The 25,993-nt window shown below is 39.1% G+C and carries 16 protein-coding genes, 7 pseudogenes and 1 other annotated feature; of the genes and pseudogenes, 7 read left to right on the top strand and 16 right to left on the bottom strand.

Features of this window, described 5'->3' with window-relative positions:
- Both F988_RS03645 and tpgA read left to right on the top strand, forming a co-directional pair.
- On the top strand, positions 1–2,499 hold a 2,499-nt coding region (locus F988_RS03645; protein WP_004681120.1), incomplete at its 5' end, for a YadA-like family protein.
- 72 nt (positions 2,500–2,571) lie between these two features.
- Positions 2,572–3,387: a trimeric autotransporter adhesin/peptidogylcan-associated protein TpgA gene (tpgA, locus tag F988_RS03640; protein ID WP_004681119.1), complete on the top strand. Its 816-nt coding sequence runs from the start codon at positions 2,572–2,574 to the stop codon at positions 3,385–3,387.
- A 164-nt stretch (positions 3,388–3,551) separates the two neighbouring features.
- Here tpgA and F988_RS14355 read toward each other — a convergent pair.
- From F988_RS14355 to F988_RS03595, 11 genes and pseudogenes are all read right to left on the bottom strand, one after another.
- Positions 3,552–3,662, bottom strand: a pseudogene (locus tag F988_RS14355) (integrase core domain-containing protein); the annotation flags it as partial.
- A 277-nt stretch (positions 3,663–3,939) separates the two neighbouring features.
- Positions 3,940–4,179: pseudogene (locus F988_RS15580) on the bottom strand (integrase); the annotation flags it as partial.
- A 49-nt stretch (positions 4,180–4,228) separates the two neighbouring features.
- A pseudogene (locus F988_RS03630) lies at positions 4,229–4,987 on the bottom strand (IS5 family transposase); the annotation flags it as partial.
- An 84-nt stretch (positions 4,988–5,071) separates the two neighbouring features.
- Positions 5,072–5,657, bottom strand: a pseudogene (locus F988_RS14345) (transposase); the annotation flags it as partial.
- Positions 5,275–5,391: a sequence feature (AL1L pseudoknot), on the bottom strand. (Overlaps the previous pseudogene by 117 nt.)
- Before the next feature lie 99 nt (positions 5,658–5,756).
- Positions 5,757–7,016, bottom strand: a complete 1,260-nt coding sequence (locus tag F988_RS03620) for a type II toxin-antitoxin system HipA family toxin (RefSeq protein ID WP_004681116.1) — start codon at positions 7,014–7,016, stop codon at positions 5,757–5,759.
- A gap of 4 nt (positions 7,017–7,020) precedes the next feature.
- Complete coding sequence (locus F988_RS03615) at positions 7,021–7,323, bottom strand: helix-turn-helix transcriptional regulator (protein WP_004681114.1); 303 nt, start codon at positions 7,321–7,323, stop codon at positions 7,021–7,023.
- A 190-nt stretch (positions 7,324–7,513) separates the two neighbouring features.
- Positions 7,514–7,657 (bottom strand): annotated as a pseudogene (locus F988_RS14340) (transposase domain-containing protein); the annotation flags it as partial.
- 108 nt (positions 7,658–7,765) lie between these two features.
- Positions 7,766–8,128, bottom strand: a pseudogene (locus F988_RS15575) (MbcA/ParS/Xre antitoxin family protein).
- A gap of 130 nt (positions 8,129–8,258) precedes the next feature.
- Positions 8,259–11,444 (bottom strand): tyrosine-type recombinase/integrase, encoded by a 3,186-nt coding sequence (locus tag F988_RS03605; RefSeq protein WP_004681111.1) that lies wholly within the window; start codon positions 11,442–11,444, stop codon positions 8,259–8,261.
- Positions 11,428–13,701: a hypothetical protein gene (locus tag F988_RS03600; RefSeq protein WP_004681109.1), complete on the bottom strand. Its 2,274-nt coding sequence runs from the start codon at positions 13,699–13,701 to the stop codon at positions 11,428–11,430. Before F988_RS03600 ends, F988_RS03605 begins: the two co-directional genes overlap by 17 nt.
- Positions 13,702–14,376: a hypothetical protein gene (locus F988_RS03595; RefSeq protein WP_004681107.1), complete on the bottom strand. Its 675-nt coding sequence runs from the start codon at positions 14,374–14,376 to the stop codon at positions 13,702–13,704.
- Positions 14,377–14,961: 585 nt separating this feature from the next.
- Between F988_RS03595 and F988_RS03590 the strand changes: the two genes are divergently transcribed.
- Positions 14,962–16,305 (top strand): aspartate aminotransferase family protein, encoded by a 1,344-nt coding sequence (locus F988_RS03590; protein ID WP_004681106.1) that lies wholly within the window; start codon positions 14,962–14,964, stop codon positions 16,303–16,305.
- A 68-nt stretch (positions 16,306–16,373) separates the two neighbouring features.
- Here the strand turns inward: F988_RS03590 and qhpR are convergent, their stop codons facing one another.
- Together qhpR and F988_RS03580 are read right to left on the bottom strand one after the other, a co-directional pair.
- A complete protein-coding gene (qhpR, locus tag F988_RS03585) occupies positions 16,374–17,408 on the bottom strand; it encodes an AraC-like transcriptional regulator QhpR (protein ID WP_004681105.1) in 1,035 nt (344 codons plus the stop codon).
- A 98-nt stretch (positions 17,409–17,506) separates the two neighbouring features.
- A complete protein-coding gene (locus F988_RS03580; RefSeq protein ID WP_004681103.1) occupies positions 17,507–18,511 on the bottom strand; it encodes a phosphotransferase enzyme family protein in 1,005 nt (334 codons plus the stop codon).
- Positions 18,512–18,692: 181 nt separating this feature from the next.
- On the opposite strand from F988_RS03580, the gene eat reads away from it, so the two are divergent.
- Positions 18,693–20,114, top strand: a complete 1,422-nt coding sequence (gene eat / locus F988_RS03575; RefSeq protein ID WP_004681101.1) for an ethanolamine permease — start codon at positions 18,693–18,695, stop codon at positions 20,112–20,114.
- Positions 20,115–20,224: 110 nt separating this feature from the next.
- On the opposite strand, the pseudogene F988_RS14330 reads toward eat, so the two are convergent.
- The 3 genes and pseudogenes from F988_RS14330 to F988_RS03565 all read right to left on the bottom strand — a co-directional run bounded on the left by F988_RS14330 (position 20,225) and on the right by F988_RS03565 (position 21,715).
- A pseudogene (locus tag F988_RS14330) lies at positions 20,225–20,938 on the bottom strand (IS1 family transposase).
- 12 nt (positions 20,939–20,950) lie between these two features.
- Entirely contained in the window at positions 20,951–21,286 is a 336-nt protein-coding gene (locus tag F988_RS03570; RefSeq protein WP_004681100.1) for a hypothetical protein, read from the bottom strand.
- 99 nt (positions 21,287–21,385) lie between these two features.
- On the bottom strand, positions 21,386–21,715 hold the full coding sequence (locus tag F988_RS03565; RefSeq protein WP_004681098.1) for a DUF4236 domain-containing protein: 330 nt from the start codon (positions 21,713–21,715) through the stop codon (positions 21,386–21,388).
- A 192-nt stretch (positions 21,716–21,907) separates the two neighbouring features.
- On the opposite strand from F988_RS03565, the gene F988_RS03560 reads away from it, so the two are divergent.
- From F988_RS03560 to F988_RS03550, 3 genes are all read left to right on the top strand, one after another.
- Positions 21,908–22,612, top strand: coding sequence for an IS6 family transposase (locus tag F988_RS03560; RefSeq protein ID WP_004681097.1), 705 nt, complete (start codon positions 21,908–21,910; stop codon positions 22,610–22,612).
- Between the two features lie 321 nt (positions 22,613–22,933).
- Positions 22,934–24,553, top strand: a complete 1,620-nt coding sequence (locus F988_RS03555) for an oleate hydratase (RefSeq protein ID WP_004681096.1) — start codon at positions 22,934–22,936, stop codon at positions 24,551–24,553.
- 267 nt (positions 24,554–24,820) lie between these two features.
- A complete protein-coding gene (locus F988_RS03550) occupies positions 24,821–25,879 on the top strand; it encodes a 2,3-butanediol dehydrogenase (RefSeq protein ID WP_004681094.1) in 1,059 nt (352 codons plus the stop codon).
- The last annotated feature ends 114 nt before the right edge of the window (positions 25,880–25,993 follow it).

Raw genomic sequence — 25,993 nt, 5'->3', positions numbered from 1 at the left:
GGCTTAAGCTTTGTTGATAGTACAGGCACATTGGTTGCGAACAGCCCAAGCATCAGCAAAACAGGGATCAATGCAGGCAATCAGAAGATCACCAATGTTAAAGCTGGGGATGTCAATTCAACATCTACAGATGCCGTGAATGGCAGTCAGCTATATACAGCACAAAACAATGTGAAGAATGTATTGGGGAGCAGCACACAGATTGATGCAACCGGCAATTTAACTTCAACAAATATTGGCGGAGTTACAGGAGCCAATACGGTTCACGATGCAATTCAGCAGGTAAATAACACCGCGACTAATGCGAAGACTCAGGCAGATAAAGGTTTGAATTTTGCAGTGAATGGTGTAACTCCAGCAGACAACGTACAGCTGGGAGAAACTGTTAACTTTGCAAATGGTACAAATACAACAGCAACCTATGATGCGGCGACGAATACCTACAAATACAGCCTGAACGATACATTGTCCTTAAGCAATGCGGGCAGTCTATCGATTAAGGATAGTGCTGGTACAGGTACAGTCGTTTCTGTTGACAAGACAGGGGTACAGTCAGGCAGCATTAAGCTGGATGCATCAACAGGTAAGATCACAGGAGTAACAGATGGTCTAGTTGCTGCAGGATCTAAAGAAGCAGTAAATGGTGGTCAGCTTGATGCAGTAAAAGCGATAGCCAATACAGGCTGGAAACTGACGACAGATAAAACTGGTACGGGTGCAGTGGCAGGTAGTTCAGTTGAACAGATCACGCCAGATGAAACAGTAACGTTTATCGCTGGTGACAACATTGCGGTTGAACAGGCAGGGAACAAGGTCACTGTAGCAACGAAGAAAGATGTGGTATTTGACAGGGTGACATCGACAGATATATTAGGTAATACATCTATTCTGAGTGCAACAGGCATAATTACACAAGACAAGGATGGAAAAAAATCTGCATCATTAAGTAATACGGGTTTATTTGTAGCTGAAATGAATGCAACTGGAAATACCTTGAGCAGCAGTAGTCTTGAAGCAGGTAAATTGACTGTAAAAGGCACTAACACACTGGTGCTAGATTCAGTGAAAGGTACATTGACTGGTTTGAGTAATAAGACACTTGGAAGTGGTGATTTTGCATCTCAAGGCCGCGCAGCGACTGAAGAGCAGCTGAACCGGGCGCAAAGTAATGTCGCATCTATTTTAGGCGGTAATGCAGCCAATAACGGTGGCCTGCTCAGCATGTCGAATATTGGTGGTACTGGTGAAAGTACTATTGATGATGCAATCAAATCAGTCAATCAAGTGGCTAATAATGCCAATAAAGGCTGGAATGTTAGCACCAATGGCGGTACAGCAAACAATGTGAAGCCAAACGATACTGTTGATTTCAGTAATAAAGATGGCAATGTCACAGTTTCAAATCAGGGCAATAACATTACTGTCGATTTAAACAAAGATATTGATTTGGGTGCAGCTGGTAGTGTAACGACCGGAGACACCAAAATTGATAATAATGGTTTAACGATTGCGGGTGGTCCAAGCGTAACCAAAAATGGTATCGATGCGGGCAAACAAAAAGTGACCAATGTTGCTGACGGTAAAATTACTGCCGATTCTCAAGATGCTGTGAATGGTGGTCAAATTCACGACATGATGGGTGCTGGTGCTTATGACACCAATGGAAATCTCAGTAATATTGGTGGTACAGGTCAAAGCAATATTAACGATGCTATTGCAGCAGTAAACAAAACCGCAGTTCAATCTAAATCGACTGTGACTGAAGGCAGCAATATCAAAGTTGTGAGCAATTCAAATGCAGATGGCAGTACTAATTATACGGTGTCAACAGCTGATGATATTACGCTGAACAGTGTTACAGCGAAGGATATTAATGCAGGTACTGTAACGACTGATAAGGTGGTTGCTGGCAATACCACTGTTGATAGCAGTGGCTTGAGCATTAAAAATGGTCCATCTGTGACCGCTTCCGGTATTGATGCAGGCAGTAAAGTAGTGAGTAATGTCAGCAATGGCGTGCAAAACAGCGATGCTGTGAATATGGGGCAGTTGTCTCAATACCTAGGCGGCGGTGCTGGCTATAACAACATCACGCAAAGTTTTGATGCGCCAAATTATCAAGTCAATGGTGGTTCTTATAACAATGTCGGTGATGCATTAGGTGCGCTAAATCAGGCCGATCAGGCATTGGGTAACCGTATTACAAATTTGGGTGATCAGTTACAACAAGCATTCTACTCAACAAATCAACGTATTGATGATGTTGAGAAAAAAGCCAATGCAGGTATTGCTGCGGCAATGGCATTAGAAAATGCACCGTACATTCCAGGTAAATACACTTATGCGGCAGGTGCTGCCTATCATGGCGGTGAAAATGCAATTGGTTTGACTTTACGTAAAACTGCGGATAACGGTCGCTGGTCATTGACTGGTGGTGTTGCTGCCGGTTCATCAGGTGATCCAAGTGTACGTGTTGGTATCAGTGGTGTAATTGATTAATGCATGGTGGGGAAAGAGCATGGTGGCTCTTTCCCACTTGTTTTTTAAATTTAATCAAGAATTGAGATGACAATGAAAACTTTATTAAAAACAATTGTAAGCTGTGTATTTTTAACTGGTGTGTTGAGTGGTCTAACACATGCAAAAGAGCAGATTAATTTACAGATGGCTGATGAGTCCGTTTCTTTTCCAGAAGTGAAAAAAAGTTACCTAGATCAAGTTCACCGTTATGAATATGATCAGGTACTGCGTCTGGAAAATGGCTTAACCAAAGACCAAATTCGTTATATTTTGGGCCATCCACATTTTAGCGAAGGCGTGTTTGGGGTTCGTGAATGGAACTATGTATTGGATATCCGTGTGCCTGAAACCCAGCAATACAAACGCTGCCAGTTACGTATCGACTTTGATAAAGACTACTTGGCCAAGGCATATTATTGGAAGGGTGAAGCCTGTCAGGGCTTGGCGCAATATGGTGCCAACAATCAACCTGTAGATAAAAATGCATTGGTTGTTGGAGGACTGAATGCCCAAGTTGCACAAGCTAGCGTACTATTCGCCTTTGACCGTTATGATGAGTCTGCGATTAACCGTGACTTTAGCCGCGTGGAAGAAATTGCAGAGGCCATTAAGCAGTCCGGCAGCCAGCGGGTTACTGTGACGGGTTATGCCGATAAATTGGGTAACTTTAACTATAACCAGGTTTTATCTGCACAGCGTGCGAATACCGTGGCTTATTTGCTAGCTCAACTGGGGATTGATCCGAATTACATTAAAGTCGATGCCAATGGAACAACCCGAATTTATAAAGAGTGTGAAGGTCAAACCAAATCTACTTCAACTGTGGAATGTTTAGCACCAAATCGCCGAGTAAATGTTAATTGGTAATAAGAATTAATGGAGTATATTGTGCTGATAAAGTAACTATATACTCTTTTTCCTTAAAATTAAGAGGTTTAGAAAGTAAAAATGATTTTAACCAAGGCAGTTTAAGCAAATTAAGATACAAACTAGGTAATCCTCCCATAAATAACCGAAGTTAAGAGTAGAGGTTAAGCAGCCATTAGAGGAGGCCTTCCTTTGTTGGCCTGGTGTGGTCTTTCATGATTGTAATGCCACAGCCAATTTGCTGCATAATCTTGTACTTCATCCAAAGTATCAAATGAAATATATGGCTCAACGGGCAAAAGCTAGTCCTCTGAGAATCAGCTTTCATATTGCATCCATTAGTATTCTGAATATTTAAAGATTCACTTCATTGGATTCAGCAGGTAATTTACCCAAGCATTTTGAAAATTTACTGGAAAAGCCAAGAAATACATTTTACCTGAGAGAAGAGCGAGAAGTTGCCCTAGGGTTGTGAAGGGAAAACCGCAGAAATACCCAAGAGAATACCAGTCAATTTCTTAACTGACTGGCATTAGGCCGTGTCGAGGTATTTCAATTAATGCCATTTCGCACTTGTTGTAAAATCCAATCCTCATATTCTTGTAGTGTTTCTTGTAGCATATCCATAGGTCGTACGATGTAGTGCCTTTCAACTAATGCACTTGGTTTATGACCTGATATCTGTGCTAAAGATCCTTCATTGATTTTTGCCCAAATAGCTAACGTTTTATATGATCTCCTCAATCCATGGGGAGTAAGTTCAATATTTAGTTTTTTACATATTTTCTCGGCTTTGTTGCACAAAGATTTGAAATGCAAAGCGCCCCTAATTGAGCCAAATTTAAGGCGTAACTTGGGTAAGTGGTCGACCTAATTCCGTAAATCTGTTAAGGACTGCTACACGTGCATGGATCTCATTCACTTGGCTATCAAAACTCCTTGCACTGAGTTTATCTCCTAATAATTTGATGCAATGCATCTTAGTTTCAACCAAACTTCGACGATGATAGCCTGACCATTTTTTCCATAGTGTCCTGCCTAAACGTTTAATTGTTCTAAGTAATTCATTTCGCTCTAGCGAGCTACTCTTTGTATCTTTCCATTGTTTCGCATTTTTTCTAGGTGGAATCACCGCATGCGCTTGCCGATCTGCAATGACCTGACGGCATTGCTTGGTGTCATAAGCTCCATCGGTATAAACAGAGTTAATCTGCTCATCTTGTGGAATCTGATTAAGTAAATCACCAAGCACCTGTGAATCACTGACATTATTGGTTGTAAGCTGAACTGCTCGTATTTGTAGGGTTTTAGCATCTATACCAATATGAAGTTTACGCCATTGGCGACGATATTCAGCTCCATGTTTCTTGCGTTTCCATTCGCCCTCACCTAGAAACTTCATGCCTGTAGAGTCTACGAGTAGATGCAGCCCATCGCTACGTTTTTGGTAGCTGATTGCAATATCAATATGCTTTTGTCTTCTACAAAGCGTACTGTAATCTGGTGCGGTCCAATTTAATCCGCAAAGTTTAATCAGACTTTGCACAAAGCCAGTGACCATACGTAAAGATAGACGGAATAAGGATTTAATCATTAAGCAGCTGAACTGTACCGGGTTTGTCGGAGACTTTTTTATTTAAGTTAGGCCACCTAGCTTAACGGGTTAGTCTTATCATAGTAGACCAATAAATAATCTCTTAAATAGGCTGTCTGATGTTTTTAAAATGCCATAACGCCCGGAGCTTTCTTTCCAAATTCTTTTAATTTATTCAGCATGATGCAAATCATGTAGATCTCGCTTTGTTTGATGTTCCCTTGCGAAGCGAAGCTTCCCATCAACTAGATCTAGGGGTAATACCCCCATTTTTAATTAAATTAATAGGTAGAAGCTGCGATCGGTACAATCTTACAATTCGCCTCAACGCCATATAGGTCTTTATTGTTATGGATGAAATCCAGCATTATTTGTGTGGGCGTTCGAGCTCCACCTGGGCGAAAAAAGTGGATGCTTTACGGAGAATTTCATTCGCACGTTGCACTTCTTTATTTTCACGTTCGGGCTGTTTAATACGTTCTTGATATGGAAGTTGCTGTACTTTAATTGAATTTTGTTGATCTAAATATTTTTGATACCAAACTCGTAAAGTTTCAGGAGTGCAACCAATTTTAGGCACAATCGCAGCCCAATTCGATGGATAATCTTTTTCAAATTCAATCAATAATTGAACCGCTCTATCTCTGATTTCAGGGGTATATTTAGGTTTTTTCATCGGATCACTACGCTTCGCTACGTCTTGCGAAGCAATGCGTCTCATCTCAGAAAGTTTGGTCTCCGACAAACCCGGTACGGTTCACTTTGTAAAAGCTATTTAGTGCAATAAATTGATATTATGCTCAATCCTATTTTGGATCATTTGGATAGTCTCTGCTTGAATTTGTCCAGGTAATAGATCATGAGCGATATTGCTGAATCGGATTGCAACCTTACAAATCGAACTAATAATTTCATCGACTTCTTGGGCAGAAAGTTCCGCTTCCTGAGTACCAAGTTTTACAAGAGCTTGTCGAGGAATATCCAGTGCCTCACCCATGATATCCATTTGATGATATCCACCTGGCCCTTCACAGAAAGTAACATCATAGGCAGGGGATAGTTTCCATTGCCCATTTTGGGACATCAGAAATGAAAAGTTTTTGCAATGATCATCTCGATTATTGAAGACTACATTGAAAACAGCTCGCTTGAATGCAATTGCTTTTTCGCGAACATCATTGGTGCAAAAGTGTGCAGCGCGAAGAAAGTTACTGTAGTCTAAACTCCCTGGTGATTTAAAATCAGCTCCGGTGAAGGCCGCTAAACTTTGCATAGGGATACGCATGCCATCGTGGCGGTCAAATCTCTTTGATGCAAATGCGGTTAATCCATTCGGAAGAGTAAAATATTGAGTGTCAGGGGTATCAATATGACAATGACGCAAACATTCTGCATAAACAGCTTCAATTGCACAAACTTCAGGATGCTCTTGCTGAGCGGGAAATTTGATCAGCCAAGCTTCATGTTGATGTGAGCTAACTGTTGAGAATTCGTTGGTGACAGGATCACGATAGATGAGCGCTTTTGGCCTTGCACCTTGTGGAGATCCACCCATAATTAATAAATGCTGTAAAAATTCTGCACCTTCTCCTTTGAGAACTTCCTGAACTTCTTGAGCGAGTTTAATCAGTGGGATATTTTCAGTTAATGCGAACTCAGTTGCTGAAGGTTCAAAGGATAATGCTCCCATCGCATGTGTATTAATATACGTGAGTCTTTCTAATGGCCCAATCCGCGCAGGATTGAATCCATTTTTTTTAAATAAGCGATCCATAAGAAGCATGCCCCAACCATCGGGCAAGGCATCATATGTAGGACCTGGCAATCCCATTTGATGTGCAGGAAAGTTCGTTCTTAATGAGTCACCTTTTAACGGAAGTAGGTAAGAGGAAAGTTCTAAACCTTTACTGATCGCTTCTGGACTGTATTCAAAGGCGATTAATGGCCGACCTGTGATTGCGGTTGAGGAGACCAGTGTACCCCAAAGCCAATATTCACCCCATCCATTGTAGTAAACATTAAGTTTTTTGAGCATGGACTTATTTCCTTTTGATACGTTGGCGAGCCGTATTGCTCTCATAGCGGAGAATGTCATTTACACTGTTTAAATGAGGTTTAAAGAGTTCCTCTAATTCTTTTAATCGGCCTAATACCATGGCAACACGTACTAAATTTTCAAATGAAACATTTCGACCAGCTTCCAGATTAGATACTGTATTCACACTAACACCAGCACGTGTAGCGACGTCTGCCTGAGTCATTTCCAGATAAAGTCGTTCTTTGCGAAGCCTTTCACATAATGAAGTAACAACCTCTTCAGGTTTTTTGAATTTTAAATCCATAATATTGTATCTTATGTCTATATATATGTATTAAACCACAAAATAATGGAGTTATTAACTTTGCTCGTTAATCGGTAATGAGGTGATTTATGGGCTGATTAGATCCTATTAGATTAAAGAAGTCCAATTAGATATTTAAAATCTAAAGGAATCTAATACGTAAGCGTCCGCTGAACCCCATAGCTATTTTTTAATTCGATTCAGGTTTCCAGCGGTGTGGCAGTAATTCTTCTATTTGGGTCACTTTATGTGTGGGCAACCTTTTCAGCACATCACTTAAATAGGCATACGGATCAAGCCCATTCAGCTTTGCTGACTGTATTATTGACGGAATTAGGCCAGACATATACATCTTGAGAAGAAGAGGGGATTCTTATACCTCGCATTTGAATTATTGGAGAGGACTATCACTTTCAAATTTTTCTGTAATACTTTGCTTATCTTAAAGTTTAGCCTGAAGCCCTTCCACCAATTGTAAAACAGAGGTCAATCCCTGAGGGTTCTGAATCTGTTCTATTGGAATACCACTCAACAATTTATTGGGTAACATTCATAAAATGTTGCATCCATTTAGCCTCTCCACCTGTTAGAGCATCTAATGATATCGCAATACGAATTAAAATAATTGCGAGTTCTCCCTGACTTGAATCGGGATCTAACTCAAGCGAATTTAAAGTTTCCACTGAATCTAAATTGAGAACGATAGCAAGCTGGTCCTGTGTCAAACTAAGTTATTTTGCAGCTGATAAAACAGATTTAGCCAATACCTTTTTTGTTTTGCAATTTTTTCTGATGTTTTACGCATAACTGATCTCTGTTTCAGAGGTTACTGATACATAGAATTTATACTATTTTCTTATTGTTTCTTAGATATCCAATTTTTGCTAAAGATATATTAAATGTGGCTTTAGATAAGGAAGCAACGGTTAAATTATTTAACCGCATGTAGTGATTTTTAGACCTTCAACTTGCAGTTCAAGAGATCGAGGTCTGCCAATACAAGCTAGATGTAAGCAAAATTTAAATGCAGCAAGAGCATGACCATCTTTTACTGAGTAGAGTTGTAGACGAGGAAATTCCTCTTGAGTCGTAGGATGATCTGTTGTGCTCGATTTAGCCAGCTTTACTAATAAAGGTTGTTTCTTTTTATCTAACAATTGTACCAAGTCTTGTCCAAGTAAATGCCAAAATTGATGGGGAAATAAAGCCTTAACTTGGGAGTAAAAATGTTCGAGTTGATCGATATCCTTCCAGCGATAATGGATACCGGTATGTGAAGCAGTCACTCGATTTAAAAATACATTCAGGACGTATGCAATTTGTGTTGGTTTTTTACGAGCTATTTTCTGTAGATGTTCAAAAAAATAAGTCACTGCATGAAGCTCTTCAGCGCTATCAAGCATTGCTGGTTTTAAGTGGGTTGAGCTACCAATACTAAATAAACGTGGATTCCCTTTTTTTGATTTAATGTTTGCTAAATTTAGAGCATTTTCATACCAATAATTGACGAGTTCTTCTGGCAAGCACATACGTTGAGCTGTACTTTTAGGATCTTTAGTAGTCTCCAATATATTGAGCGTTTCATAGAAGCGTTGAAGTGAAATTTTAGAATCTTCTGTTCCAACAAAAAAAACAAAAAAATCATGGGATTGATCTATTTGTAATGACAGTTCATCTAAAATGTCAGTAGCATTACTTTGAAGCCATTTTGTTTGATCGTTCAATAATATAGTTGCTAGAACGGACTGGTTTTTTTCAAAATTAAAGTCTTTTTCACCATTTGTTATTTGCAAATTTTTAAACGTTGCATTGTGTCCCATAATTTTTTTAGCCAATTCATTAGGCATATCTGGATGATGTTTTAGTAGTTTTTGACCAGCTATGAGATAATTTAAGTGAATATAACTTTTGAAAGTTTCAACGGGTTCTATATGTCCTAAAAGGTGTGCGATAACAAACCAATGGTTTTGTCCATGTTGATTTTGAAGTAGCTCGGCTCGAATTTTTTGATATTCGTTTTCGCTATAGTCAGTTAGCTTTTGCACAAGTGGTGCATATTCAGAGTTCAGTAAAAGCGATAAATGATTCGCTGTAGTGTGACGAAAAGAGTGAAAGGAGTAATGATGCCCTTTAAAGACCTGATTTAATATCAGTTTTAGGGGTACTGTGACAGTGTGTTTATTCAGTTTTTTATTTTCATTCAAGTTGCTGAATAAATATAAACTTTTCTTATTCTCTAAACGTTTTTCAACAACAAACTCGCTAAAAGATTGGTACTCATCATCTTTAAGCAAAGCGTAGGCAGGCACAATCCGTTCCGCACTATCAGTTTTGAGCAGATGTTGATTCCCTTGCTTTTTTGAACCATAAGGTTGAACCCAGATTGAAAATTGATTTAAACCCTCGATATCTTTTACACGTAACCCGAGTATTTCGTTAATACGCATACCAGTACGGTAAGCCAAAATATAAATAATTTTTAATAATTTATAGTGATGGTCTGAGATGGATTGGTCATGTAAGAGCTGATTTAACTTCTTTAATATGACTTGGAAGGCTGTGTGACCTATGATGCGTGCCCGTGGTCGACTTTGCGATGCAATAAATTCAAGTTCAAAATCTTCTGCTTGAAAAACAATTTGTTGAAAGGTATGAAAGCGTTTCAACATGTGGATTGTTTGGTCTTTAGATTTTTTAAACTCAGGTCGATCTGCTTCATCAGCAAGTCGTGTATTGCTAATGATTTGTTGATAGATTTTGTTCAGCAGATCATTAATGTCATCGTCGGCATCGATGTATTGTAAGGCATGAGTTAAAAACGGTTCTGCGATCCGGGTGTAATATGTATAGATTGAACTATCTGCGAGTTTTTGATTGTCTTGAAATGCCTTCGTGTACTGAGTTGTATCAAAATCAAAGGTGGTTGATAATTCTTTTATTTGTTCTGAACTTGGTCGATAGAGACTGATGAGCCACAAAATAATACGTTTAGAAAACTCATTAAACTGCTCTTGGTGACGCAGGCAAAAATCAATAATGAGTTCAGCAATAGGTTGGTCCGTTGATGATGTGCGAATTATTTTCAGCAAGTTTTTATGAATAAATATCACATTCTCTACCGCTTCAGACGTATTGAGATCTGGTAGGACTTTGGCTGTAGAAGAGACATTTCGTTCGATTTCATCACTTAATTGAGTTTTAAATTTTGGGAATGCAAAGTTTTCAAACTCATGTTCTGATAAACCACACGTGAGTGTGTTTTCTAACAAACATTGTGAAAGGGCAGGATCAACATCTGCATTCTGCAGTTGTAGCCAATTAAAATTGGCGTAGTCACGTAAAAACTTAAAAGTCTTGTTGGTGTATGGATGTTTTATTTTTTGAAAAATGAGGTGCAGATACGCATTCACGTCTAGACTGATGTCACGAATTTGTCTTGTATTGAAGTGAATGAGCCAGAGTCGTGTGAGTTGATCTGGAACAAAATTACGCGATTTTCGTATTGTTTTTTCATCAACAAATAGATCGCCATAGCTTGGAGAAAGTGGCTCTAAAAAGATGATATTAAAATCGAAAATTTTTTGGATTTTTTCAGGGTTTTTTAAATGTTCGAGCAAAGCATTTAATGAAGCTGTTTGATTTAATCCACCGTATAACATTGAGCAAAGCAGAATATTCCCAATAATTTCATCATCAGAAAAAGCGGAACTATCTTGAGCAAGAATCCAGTAATCCCACTGTCTTTCGAGGATGATGTCAATTTCATGACCGGCTTGGATCCAATCTAGGGTGAAAATTGGTTCATCGCGTTTCATCTCAAAGGTGAGATAAGGTAGAGGGAGGTCTAGGTTATTACTTTTATTGAGGTCTTTGATATATGTTCGGAAGAATTCATGAGCATATTTTTTCCAGGCAAGATTCGGTGCTTTACGTTTAATAAACTCATAAATTGCAGGATAAGCTTGAATTAAGTCTTCATTTGAGAATTTTTGTTCATCAAAGTATTGTCGGAGCTCTTGTTCTGCATCAGCTCGTATGTCCTTTTTAGGCTCATCTCGTTTGAATTGACGTCTATCTTCAGCATAGCGTTTTTTTGGGATTTTTTTATTGAATGATGACATGAACTTCAATCCCGCTAATTTTAAATTGATCTTTCATTTGCTCTAAAACATTCGCAATTTTAGAAAATTGAGATAGTGATAAACTGGAAAAAGGATGTGCTGCTTCTTGTTGCATGAGCTCATGTCCAAAGAGAGCTAAAATTTCAGGTTCAGAAAATTTATGAGTCAAAAATGCACGAGCTGTGTGGCGATGCCAATTTTCATGAGCAAGTCCTAATTCAGGATATAAATTTTTGACTGTATAAGGTCTTAGTGGTGTCCACTTGTTATTTTGAATGATTCCAAGCAAGGGTAACTTACTTGTTTCTATTTGTTGTGTGACATCATTTAAAAGTGGGTAATTCATCGCGATTTGAATCGAAAAATATTCTAAAAATTTAAGGAATTTTTTTATCTCTTCAACTAAAAATGAACAAAGTGGGATTAAACGTCCGAATCCATTGCGGCCGCCTGCTTCTTTGTCAGAAACCATCAAAATTTGGCGTTTTAAATTAAAGTTTTTAAGAAATCCAGGGAATTCAGCAACGGGGCGTGCTGCTGTAAAAAGAAGGAGGATATGCCACATCCATATGTTGTAGTGGTTGTATATAGCAATCAGATCGTCTTCAGCTTGTGAAAAAATATTAAACTTCAATACAGCAAAAATCTCTGTAATGATCTGTGGTTTTGGAGCTTTACGACTACCAAAATGAATTATTGAATCAGGGGGCGAAGGTACACAACTTTCATATGTGCTTGCTATATCTGCACAAAGTGATTTTAGAATATCAACATATTGTGCATGTAATCGTGGAATATTCTGATGACAATAAGAAATAGATGATGACTGATTGGCATCAATCCCTGTGATTAAATCTGCGAGTTGTTTACTCCCTGTTTTTGCAAGAACCGTATGATGCAGTAGAGAACTCACCTTTACGACAGATAGTTTTGGAATCAATAATTCTTGTCTTAATTTGCGTAAATATTGCTGTATATCATCGAAACTAACCGAATCCATTTTGCGGAGATCCTCAATGAATAGATTCGGGATTGGAATGTCTAAATAGATCGTCTGATTAAGTAAGCTTGTTGAATACTCAAAATCACGGTTCTCAAATACATTAAATTTACTGCTTAAGAAGAATTGATCATTTTTATGGATCAATTTTTGGCGGTTATTTAAGTTTTTAGCTCGCTTGCTTTGTATATATAGCCACTCATTCACACTGTTGCCTGTCAAAAATGCGAGCATCAGGATTAAAGCACTTTTATTTTGATGTTCAGAGTAGTCCACATGAAGTCTTTTCAGTAGATGGTTCACGCTAGATGGATTCGGAAAAAAACTACTCGACGTGAGTAAATGTTCTTTGCGTTGAATATGTTTTGCAACAAGCGATAGAACATAGTTTTGACTCGTTTCTGAATGTGCTGCGAGTGGTGTGACGTCAGTTGGATTGACAACAATTTGTCGATTAATCGGCTCATCGATTAAGGTTTCTATATTCAGTGCTTTAGATTTAGCCCCTTTTTTGATTTCGATACTTTCTTCAATGAATTGTTCTTCATCAAGAAACTGATGTTGAAGCTGCGTATCGATACTTGCACGTGCAATCTTCGCTTTGTTTTTTAAAATGTAGTTAAAAGTAATCCGAATATCATTGAGTAGATTGCGATCAAACTCAGGCAATTCATCCGTATCTAATGTGATCAGATGTTGAATAAATTGTTCTAAGCTCAACGTTAGATCTTTAAGATAGACATTCCAGAGGCGTTTATATTCTTCTGTATTATGATATTTTTTTTCAGTATCTAAATTTTTATTTGCAGTTCTAAAACGTTGGAATAAGCGCTTTACTGTATTGAAGTGTTCGGCGTGCGCTTGTTTAAAAAGATCTGGCTTGAGCTCAGGAAGAGCAATTAAATAAATTGCTGCTTTTAAAACTAGAATATTCCAATTTTTTGCATGCGTCTGCGATTCAGATAATTGCGAAATTGAATTGACATATGAAGTAATCGGTAGATCACTGATCTTAACTTTTTTAGAAAAAGAGATTACTGAAGGTTTGGGCAGATTTGACTGAAATTCTACATCGATGTCAAAGCAATCGAGATTGAGACCATCTAGACAGTTGTCAGTCTGTTGAGAAGACAATAGTTCAATCACAAAGTTGATATGTTGTGCACGTTCAAATTGCTCATCACCGAACAATTTTTCAATTGTTCTTTTAATTGAAATCATTGGTAAATCAAAATGTTCGTTTAGATCATTAGACATTTAAGATCTCCAAATTTTTTCTGCACTCAGATCGCTATTTGAGTGATCTAAGAGATCTTTTACACATCTGCTGTGTAATGATAATTCATTAAAAATCTGTGTACGTTCTTGCTTGATCTTTTTCATCCGCTGATTGAGTTGGTTTCGAGAGCATGAAAGCAAGTGTGCAAGTAACTCTAGGCTCATTTGATGGTGTGGCTTCAAAGATGATTCTTTGTTAAGAGTTAATAGTGTTTGACGTGAAAGATGTGTATTAATCAAGTGCAATGTTTTTCGTGGGTTCAAAGGCTTAATGTCAAATTTTGTAGATTTGATGAATTGAATAAATTCACGACTGCATAACTCCATCAGAAATGCTAACTCATCATCTGAAAAAGATTGTTGATTGTGAATAATTAAAGTGACTTCATTAATATCTTGCTTTAAATAGCTAAGATATAAGTGAATATTATTGAAAATGGAGTAGCCATCAAATTCTGAAGTTTTCCACACATGGAGTTCTTTTATGCGATTAGAAATATCTAAATCTGCAGTGAGATTTTTAAACATATTTAAGTAGCATAAGTTGAAACCATACGCTTGTGGATGAATGGTGATTCTGCTTTTTTTGAAATTTTTTAGAGTACTTATCTGTGTTGCTGGAAACTTCAAAAGTAGTTCAGATGTCAGATCCATGTGTGCTATTGAATAAAAATAATACAGCAATATTCACGTATATTTAGAGTTTTTGAATATGGCAGGAGGTATCATTTTTTCCTTGTTTTTAAAGTTTATTTATTATTGAAAGTTTCAAATTTTCCTCCTCGATTAGATACTCACTATTAGTTAGCTATATTTGTGAGTTGGCAAAAAATATCATGTTTCTATTATGATGTTCACATAGCAGATTACAATGAATACAGTAGGGATGAGTATAGTTGATTATTACAATAACAATGCTCAAATTTGATCTTTTTTAATGGTAATTAAAACCAAACAGGAATCAATTTTTGATAAGTATGTGGCTTTGTTGCACAAAGATTTCATAATTATATGATTTTAAAAGTTTTAATTATTTTTTGATCCAAAATTAAATTTATTTAAATCAGATGCTTACATATTTATGCAACAAAGCCCTCGTATTGTGAAGAAATTATCTTATAAGATTTGACTTCAAAAATTACATATCGCGCTCTAAAGTCAAGTCTTTAAAATGAGCAGTGTGCAATATAAAAATCATTCAAATGCACTAAAAAACAGTTTGTGAGAGAGGAATAGTAGATGAATACGCGATCTACCATTATGGATACCAATAGCTTCCGTGCCGAGCATGCGAGTGCACTAGATTCTGAAACCCGAAAACTGACCGATCGACGTAGCCAAAATTTAGGTGAATCTTACCGCTTGTTTTATCGAAACCCAGTGCATCTTGTAAAAGGGCAAGGACAATACCTTTGGGATGCTGCAGGCAATCAATACTTGGATGCTTATAACAATGTCGCTAGTATAGGACATTGCCATCCTGCGGTAATCAATGCCGTAAATGAACAAATGCAAATGTTGAATACACATACTCGTTATTTACATGAGCGCATTTTAGATTATACCGACGAACTTTTAGCGACCACACCGACTGAAATTAACAAAGCCATGTATATGTGTACGGGTTCTGAGGCGAATGATTTGGCCATTCGTATTGCCCGTGAATACAGTGGTGGTACGGGTATTATTGTGTCGCAAGAAGCCTATCATGGTACTAGTGATCTTACTTCGGGCTGTTCGCCTGCGCTTGGTACAGGACAGACCTTAGCTGCTACAACTCGTTTGGTGGCAGCACCTGATCAATATCGTTTTGAGGGTGAAGATTTAGGTGACTGGTTCGCCGCGCAAATTCAAGCACAAATTGATGATATGAATGCCAATGGCATCAAGTTTGCAGGCTTCTTAGCCGATTCCATTTTTTCATCAGACGGGGTAATGCCAAATCCTATTGGTTTCCTGAAAAAAGCAGTGGATGTAGTGCATGCCAATGGTGGTATTTTCATTGCTGATGAAGTACAGCCTGGTTTTGCTCGTACAGGCGATTCTTTTTGGGGTTTTGGGCGTCATGGTGTGGTGCCCGACATCATTACCACAGGCAAGCCGATGGGCAATGGTATTCCAGTATCAGGTTTACTCGCGAAAGATCATGTGTTGTCTGCCTTTAGTCAAAAAATCCCTTATTTCAATACCTTTGGGGGGAATCCTGTGGCGATGGCAGCGGCGCAGGCCGTGCTGAAAACTATTCAAGAAGAAGAGTTACAAGCCCATAGTCAGCGCCTTGGTGGTCTACTTTTGACAGAATTGCGTAAGCTGATGGAAAAGTATGACTGTGTTGGTGATGTGCGTGGTGCTGGTTTATTTATTGGTTTCGAATTGGTACAAGATCGTTTCACCAAAATGCCTGATAAAGCTCTGGCACTGGATTTGATTGAAGAATTGCGTAATACGCATCGTGTGCTGACCTCTGTTGCGGGACCATATGGCAATGTCTTGAAGTTACGTCCACCATTGGTGTTCCAAGAAAAGGATATTGATTGGTTGGTTGGAGCGTTGGATCAAGCCTTAAGTAAACTGCAAAAATAAACTTAAATGTCATACATATTTAACCCCGCTCAATGAGCGGGGTTTCTTTTTTATTGATGTCTTACCACTTAATGTCGTAATTGGCGTGGTGTACAGCCAAACCAACGCTTGAATGCACGGGAAAAGGCACTGACTTCGGAATAGCCTAATAAAAATGCTACTTCAGAAATCGGTAAATTCTTCTGTTGAATATAGTGTTTGGCCAGTTCATAACGAACTTGATCAATTAGTTGAGTAAAGGTGATGTCGTGTGATTTTAAGCGCCGTGATAAGGTACATGGACTCATATGTAAATCTAGTGCAACTTTTTCCAAGTTGGGTTCACCATGAATCAAATCTTGCTGAATGTGTGCACGGACTTGATTGGTTAAACTTTGTGACTGCGATTGCGTATTCAGAATTTTTAAAGTGTCGAGCATCATGGTGAGCAGCAACGGGTCTGACTGTGGCATTGCGGTTTTAAGGTCTGATTTGGCAATCAAAATTGAATTGAATGGCTGATCAAAAAACACTGATGCATTAAACAGTTTACTGTGTTCTTGCCAAAACTCGGGACGTGGGTGTTCAAAATGAATTTCGCGTGGTGAATAGTGTGTGCCCAAGACTTCACGAATTACATTCATAAACATGCCCACTGTGAGTTCGGCATCTTGTCGTCGCGATAAAATTGCACCATGCTGGACTTGGTAGTCGAAACGATAGGCATCATTGACTTCAACCATACGGCATAAAGTATCTTTTTGATGCAGATTAAAATGTGAGGTCATGTTCTTTAATGCATCTTCCAGCGATGCTGAACATAAACCAATATAGCCAATCAGTCCTAAAGCTTTGGGATGAAATTGCTGTCCATAATGCAGTCCGAAATTATCGCAATGTGATAGTTTTGCGGATTGTTCCAAGACTTCGCAATAATTGGTGAGTTGCAAACTGAGGGTGGGGCTGAGCAATAATTCAGGATTAATACCACTGATCCCAAAAATGCGATCGACATCGGCACCTTTATGCAGAATAAAGTCACTTAGGCCTGTCGCGGCAGCTGATAAAATGCCTTGGTTGCTGATGTCTTGAGCGTTGATGGAGAGAGGATTAAATTGAATCATGCATAGCCTCTTTTAATACAGAACCGTTATTGTTCTAAATTAAGCAAGAGCTATGCCATTCAATGCTTTACGGTTTGCTTCTGCCTACAGGTATTTTTTTATATACCTGCTGGAATTTGGTTGTTAAGATATTTTTTGCAAAGTCGCACAGTTTCATCCGACCATTGCGCTCCCAAACTTTTGGCCATGTCGGTATAGGCATGTGAACCGAACCAAGCCATCAATTGGATTCTACGTTGCATAATAAAGGTGGGAACCAACGCATACTCTTCTGCACTCACATGCCCAATTTTTTCATAACCATTCAACCATTGTTCGACCCACTTGGGTGCAGCAGTATAGTGTTCATTAAAACTAATTGCTGCAGCTAAGTCATGCATAAACCAGCCCATGCCGCAGTCGTCAAAATCAATCACACCAACCTTTTTTTCATTCAACAACAGATTGGTCAGTCTGAGGTCAGCATGGATCAGCCCATAGTGATCTTTGGACTTCCCAAATTGATTTAGCTCGGTGGCAACACGGCAAATTGCCTCATCAATCACGGCATGATCTACCGATTTTAACTGTGGGGCATGACGCCAGTCACCCCAATGTCCATCGGCAAAAACCATACTTTCATGATCCCAAACAATACGTTGGAAGTAGGCTGGCATCTCCCATGTTTTACTGTGCAGGTGCAGTTGTGCTGTGATTTCACCCAACTGCTTAAAATCACATGGATCGACATTATCTGCTGTAGGCATTACACCTTTCACCCAATGAAAGAGCACTGCATGCCTTGAAATATCTGGACTGAGTGCCAATGTTTGGACTTTATCTCCATGACAGTCGGCAATGGCAATCGGCACCGCGATGCCATGCGCATTTAACGCATCTAACCATGCTAGTTCACTTTCGATTTGTTGTTTGGAATGATAATTGGGACGATGAATGCGTAGTGCATATTGTTGTTGAGCGGTTTTCACAACAAAGGTGGCATTTTCAGATTGGCAGAGTAATTTGATCTCGCCTTGATAGCATGCTGGATAGGTTTGCATGGCTTTTTTTGCCAATTCGTAGAGTTGTTGAATGCTTAAATATTCATTTTGTTGGACGCTCATGTTGTACTCCTTTTCATGCTGATCTTGGGTGCGGAGTCCCAGACTTTGAGCTGATCTTATAAAAGAAAAAAAAGAGCAACTTGACTTCAAGCGACTATGCTCATGATTTATTGTCAAGTTTAAAGCCGATATTTCACCGATATTAAAGTGGTCGAATTTGGTGAAAAGGTGATCGAGCATCATGAAAAATGAAATGATAATGACGGAGAGTGTCGCAGATAACACCGAATATTTTGCCCAACGCCAACTGAAAAAGGGTGCCGTCGGTTGGTTACTGTTGGTGGGGTTAGGGGTGTCTTATGTGATTTCGGGTGACTTCGCAGGTTGGAATTTTGGTATTGCGCAAGGTGGTTGGGGCGGATTATTTGTTGCTACGATTGTAGTGGCATTTATGTATCTATGCATGAGCTTGTCGATGTCAGAAATGTCGACCATGCTGCCAACAGCAGGCGGGGGCTATAGTTTTGCGCGAGTGGCGTTTGGGCAATTTGGTGGTTATCTTACAGGGACTGCAATTCTGATTGAATATGCAGTCGCACCTGCCGCAATTGCAGTTTTTATTGGCAATTATTGTGAAGCTTTATTTGGCATAGGTGGCTGGCCGATTTATCTGTTTTGCTATGTGTTTTTCATGGCAATTCATTTAAAAGGTGCAGGTGAGGCTCTGAAAATAATGTTTGGCATTACCGCAATTGCTTGTGTGGCGCTGCTGGTGTTTATAGTGGCAATGGTTCCACACTTTAATGCTGCCAATTTATTTAATATTGCAGTAATGCCAAATACTGAGGGGGCGAGTTCATTTTTGCCTCTCGGTTACATGGGCATTTGGGCTGCTGTCCCGTTTGCAATCTGGTTTTTCCTTGCAGTTGAAGGCGTGCCTTTGGCTGCTGAAGAAGCCAAAGATCCAGTCAAATCTTTACCACGTGGTTTAATTGGTTCAATGTTGATTCTGGCTGCATTTGCCCTGCTGATTTTGTTTTTAAGTGCTGGTGCGATGGGTGCAGAGCAAGTGAAAAACTCAGGAGCACCATTGGTTGATGCATTAATTGCAGTCTATGGACAGCATTCATGGATTGCCAGTTTTGTGAATTTTGTGGGATTAGCAGGTTTAGTAGCAAGCTTCTTCTCGATTATTTATGCTTATTCGCGTCAAGTGTTTGCCCTATCGCGTGCGGGTTATTTACCGAAAATATTATCGCTCACCAATAATAAACAAGCGCCGAAATGGGCGATTGTGATTCCTGGGGTAATTGGCTTTGTATTGTCATTAACGGGTGAAGGAGATTTGCTGATTTTGATTGCGGTGTTTGGTGCCACCATTTCTTATGTGTTGATGATGATGTCGCATATTAAATTGCGTTTTTCCCGTCCAGATTTAGCACGACCATATAAAACACCCGGCGGCATCGTCACTTCAAGTATAGCATTGGTTTTGGCCTGTGCTGCAGTGGTGGCGGGTTTAATGGTTAATCCAAAAGTATGGTGTTTGGCAGCGCTAATTTATGGTTTATTCATTCTGTATTATCTGCTGTATAGCAGACATCATCTGGTGGAAGGCACGCCTGAACAAGAGTTTGCATCTATTGAAATCAGAGATGAATAGTTGAGTGAAATTTACCTAATTTTTAAGAATATCAATCCCATTTTTAATGGGCTTGATATTCTTAAATGCTCATTAAATTATTTGGTGGTGTTTTAAAAAGTATGCTGAGATTAAATGAAGCCATTATTGATGTAAAAGAAGGTTAAGTCGAAGGCTTTAAAATGGTTTCCAGGTGGTGTTTCAAGCTTTTTGGAGAAATTACAACTTCTTCTAAAACCACGCCTTATTCGATGCCTTATTTTGCAATTATTACCTTCAATTCCTACAGTAAACAACTTACCAATACTTTGCTTGCAGTTTTTAAAAGCAGTGATGAAACTGTCCCAATGATCACTTGCAATTCGGGTGTAGTGAATACCTAATTGTTTAAGCTTTGTCTTCAACCTTTGGACTGTAGCTAAATGTCTCTTACCCCAAACATAAGCAACAACCTCACCTGTTTCTCGATGGTAGGCGTAAATAAGCCATTGTTTATTATTTTTATTTCAAACAAAAGTCCAGAATTCATCTACTTCGAGAGATTCATAATGACTTTGTTTAGGCTGAATTTGATAGGCCGATTCAGTTAAAGTCCGTAAGACTTTACCGATACTAATGCGCTCAACTTCAGCGATATCTCGTATACCGCTGCCTCTGACCATTCACTGTAATATTTTACGAGTAATGCCAGAATTACATCCTAGATAGCTCAGAGCATGGTCACCAATAAACTGACGTTTGCAGTCTTTGCATTGGTAGTTTTGTTTCCCATCTACTTTGATGCCATTTTTCTTTATACTGTCACTGAGGCAGGTTGGCCATTTGATTTCTAGAGTTATTTGCATTTCTCTGTTTTATCAAAATTCAACCTGCTTTTTTTTAGCATACTTTTTGATACACCACCAAATATTTTTCTTTGCTTCGAGGTCACTGAGTTCGGAAAAGGCCTGAATACCGCCTGCGGCTTTAATTCCATCTAAAGCGACAGATAGAGCTTCCTGATCTGACGGGAATGTTTCATCCCATACAGTAGAAGTACCACTTTGGTTCACCACTTCCAGTGTCCAGTCACTATCAGGTAATCGATAAATTAGAATTTCAATTTGCTCATTATCCTCTTGTAAAACTTGAGATAAGGGAGAGTCGATTAAATCATTTTCATCATATTCCAGAGTATTGTCATTATCAGACATTAGCGGCAGCCTTTATTGTATTTAACATCCGTCCATAGTAATGAATGAATTAAATTTTGCCTAGCAGTGGATATTATGGGATACAAAGAATGGCTAAATTCAAAAAATAATTGCTCCGACAATAAAACAAAATAATCCAAAAATTACCCAAATCCAGACATTCGATTTGGGTTGCTCGGTATCTGATGTATAGAACGGTTGTTGCTCCTGAATAGGATTCTCTTGGTTGCCAGCTCTGTTCTTATAGGTGTGGTGCTTGGAATAGGATAGGCCTGTGCCTGGAATACCAACGCTGGTTCGGGTGCCTTTTTTGCCAATATTTAAAGAAGCACCAGGTTTGCCAATGCTTGCACTGCTGATGCCTTTATGCGTCAGATTGATTTTTAATCCAGGTAATATTTTAATACTCTTGCGAAATCTGAAGCCCATTTTTTTTCCATTTAAAAGAACCAGTTTGGTTTCTATCTCAGTTGTCCGGATACAGTGAAATAAGAGTTTGATTCATTCATAGGACTGATCATTTGACTTATCTAGTGAAATATCAGTATGTTCTTTAACAGGCACTGTTGCAAATAACCACGAATGGTAAGCTGAAGACTGTTTTAGCTAAAGGTGCAGCATATGAATCCTTTCCATGGTCGGCATTTTCAGGGCGAAATCATTCTTTGGGCTGTGCGCTGGTATTGTAAATATGGCATTAGCTATCGTGAACTGCAGGAAATGCTGGCCGAACGGGGTGTGAATGTTGATCACAGTACAATTTATCGTTGGGTTCAGCGTTATGCTCCAGAAATGGAAAAACGCTTACGCTGGTATTGGCGTAATCCTACAGATTTACATTCATGGCATATGGATGAGACTTATATCAAAGTGAAGGGGCGATGGACTTACCTGTATCGTGCAGTTGATCAACATGGTCATACGATTGACTTTTACCTTTCCGCTAGACGGAACAGTAAATCAGCCTATTGTTTTTTAGGAAAGATCTTCAATACGGTGAAAAAATGGCAAATTCCACAAGTGATCAACACGGATAAAGCACCCACATATGGACGTGCTTTATCACGGTTAAAACGGGAAGGTAAATGTCCACCAGACCTTGAGCACAGGCAGATTAAGTATAAAAATAACGTGATTGAATGTGATCATGGCAAGCTAAAGCGGATCATCAGGGCCACATTAGGATTCAAATCTATGAAGACGGCTTATGCCACAATTAAAGGTATTGAAGTCATGCGTGCACTACGTAAAGGACAAGCATCGTCATTTTATTATGGTCAGCCTCAGGGTGAAGTGTGTCTAATCAACAGGGTTTTCGGTCTCTAAGTACTTTTTAAAGGGAACATCATCGACTCAAATCTCTATTTGCAACAGTGCCTTCTTCAGACACAAACAAATATGATCAAAATAGAGTGATTACTCTATAAAATAATAAAATCAATTACTTAAATCATATTTTATTTTAAAAAAATACAAATGTGTATTAAAAATAACCATTACTTACATTTTTTTGATTACAAAATATAATGAGTAAATTGCTTCCCATTTCATACATTTTTCATATATAAAAAGTCATACTATTTTTAAGGTTTTTCTAAATCACATTTTATACTTCATAGTTTTTAACATCATTATTAAAGGTGAACCATGCAAAAGAAGAAGCGCACCCCATTAGACGCACAACAGTCCCATCTTTGGATTATTGGTGGTGGTATCGCAGGTATGGCTGCTGCTGCATTTGCAATCCGTGATGCCAAAGTCCCTGCCAAAAATATCCATATTTTAGAAGAACTCGATATTTCAGGTGGTTCGATGGATGGTGGACATACACCGCATGCCGCGCAAGCTTGGGTAACACGTGGTGGGCGAATGCTGACCGATGAAACTTATTTGTGCCTATGGGACTTATTTTCCAGTATTCCATCTTTGGAAAATCCAGACATTTCGGTGCGTGAAGAATGTCGTGAGTTTAATGAAAAAGTGAAAACCCACGCCAATGCACGGTTGATTGATGCCGAACATGTCATTGCGGATGCAGCAAAGCTTGGTCTGAATACGCTACATCGTGCACAGATGCTGCGCCTATTAGCTTCAAAAGAAGAAAAAATTGGCAGTCGCCGCATTGATGAGTTTTTTGATGAAACCTTTTTTGAAACCAATTTCTGGCGCATGTGGCGCACGACTTTCGCTTTTCAAAAATGGCACAGTGCAGCAGAGTTAAGACGCTATTTCTTGCGTTTTATTCAAGAATTGCCACGCATTCATACCTTAGCGGGTGTGAAACGTACCAAGTACAACCAATATGACTCGATGATTCTGCCCCTACAGCGTTGGTTAGTCGCACAAGGCGTCGATGTGCGTTTTGGACACTATGTCACAGATGCAGACTTCATTACCAATGCTGAAACTCAAGAACGCTACGCTTCACGCCTATATGTACAATTGCCTGAAGGCTCAGAGCAAATTAATCTGAGAGCCAATGATTTAGCTATTTTCACTTTAGGCTCTATTACAGCAGACTCACGTTATGGCGGTAATCATGACGTGCCTGCCCTTATTCGTCATCGAGAAGATCATGGCTGGACGCTTTGGGAAACGCTGGCACAAAAAGCCCCAGACTTTGGCCGTCCAATGACTTTTTATGGCAATGTCGATGAACATAAGTGGGAGTCTTTCACTCTGACCATGAAAGATGACGTGCTACTTAAACGTATTATTGACTATACAGGCAATGAACCAGGCACAGGCGCACTCATGACTTGGTATGAGTCGGGTTGGCATTTATCCATCGTGGTTCCTGCACAGCCACACTTTGCCGACTTACCTGAAGGTTTATATACCTTATGGGGCTACGGTTTCCAAATTGACCATATAGGCGATTACATCAAAAAACCAATGTCCGAAGCCACGGGGCAAGAAATCCTAACAGAACTGATTAAACAGCTCGGTTTTGACGACATTTTAGATCATGTTTTGGCAACGACTGATGTTACTACCGCCATGATGCCATACGCCTCTGCCCTATTCGCCTGCCGTAAACCGGGGGATCGTCCACAGGTAATTCCACAAGGCTCACAAAACTTTGCTTTCCTTGGACAGTTTGTGGAAATTGAAGATGACGTGGTCTTTACTGTGGAATATTCAGTTCGTGGGGCGATGCTTGCCATTTATGAATTTTTTGGGGTGGAACGTGAAATCCCTGAAATTTACAACGGTCTACTTGATCCCAAAGTGGGTTTAAAAGCTTTAGAAACAGTGTTCCACTAAGTTTTTAATATATAGCGATAAGAGCACCTTTATGTCGCCACTATTACATAGTTTAATTTAAGCAACGTTTGGATACACGAGTGTGGCAGGGATGCCACACGTTATCCATCATAATAGGGATGTTATGTATGGGTAACAAAGGCTTTTGCTTTCTTTTGGCTTATCAAAAGTAAGGGTATTGCCTACACAAACACCTTTTATACTTTATTGAAAGTTGAGGCCGTGTACGCACTGGTTTACCGTTAACATCAATATAAGGAATATAAAATGAAAGCAGCTCGTTTTTATGACCGAGGGGATATTCGAATTGAAGATATCCCTGAACCGAAAGTACTTCCAGGCACAGTTGGAGTTCAAGTTGCGTGGTGTGGTATTTGCGGTACAGATTTACATGAATTCATGGAAGGTCCTATTTTTATTCCACCTTGTGGTCACCCACACCCAATTTCGGGAGAATCTGCACCTGTAACAATGGGACATGAATTTTCAGGCGTGGTTTATGCAGTTGGAGAGGGTGTAGATGATATCCAAATTGGGCAACATGTCGTAGTTGAACCCTACATCATTGCTGACGATGTGCCGACTGGCCCCAATGATAAGTATCATTTATCAAAAAATATGAACTTTATTGGTTTAGGCGGACGCGGTGGTGGTCTTTCTGAAAAAATTGCAGTTCAGCGGCGTTGGGTACATCCTATTTCAAATGATATTCCTTTAGACCAAGCAGCATTGATAGAACCTTTATCTGTCGGTCATCATGCCTATGTCAGAAGTGGCGCAAAAGCTGGCGATATCGCACTGGTTGGTGGAGCAGGCCCAATAGGCTTACTTTTATCTGCTATTTTAAAGGCTAAAGGTCTCACGGTCATCATTACTGAACTGAGTGCAAAACGTAAAGAAAAAGCGATAGAAGCGGGTGTTGCCGATTATGTACTAGACCCATCTAAGGTTGATGTAGTTGCTGAGGTAATGAAAATTACAGAAGACCGCGGTGTAGATGTCGCTTTTGAATGTAGTAGTGTCAATAAAGTCATGGATACACTCGTTGCAGCAATGAAACCAACTGGTGTAGTCGTTATCGTTTCTATTTGGAGCCATCCTGCCACAATTAATGTGCATAGTGTGGTGATGAAAGAGCTAGATATTCGTGGCACGATTGCTTATGTAAATGATCATCAGGAAACTATCCGTTTGGTTGAGCAAGGTAAGATTAATCTAGAACCTTTTATTACCCAACGGATTGCATTAGATGATCTTGTTTCTAAAGGCTTTGAAACATTGATTCATAATAATGAGTCTGCTGTAAAAATTATTGTTCATCCGTAGTAACGCCTAATTTGAACGACTAATTTGAATAAACTAGAAATAAACTCTATGTAGCTATTTCTAATATCTTTCTCTGTACACGACAAAAATAGATAACTCATTGAAATAATGTCA

It is taken from the genome of Acinetobacter parvus DSM 16617 = CIP 108168, assembly GCF_000368025.1.
Lineage (GTDB): Bacteria > Pseudomonadota > Gammaproteobacteria > Pseudomonadales > Moraxellaceae > Acinetobacter > Acinetobacter parvus.
The sequence above is the reverse complement of the archived record's forward strand: the minus strand, read 5'-3'. Positions and strand labels throughout refer to the sequence as shown.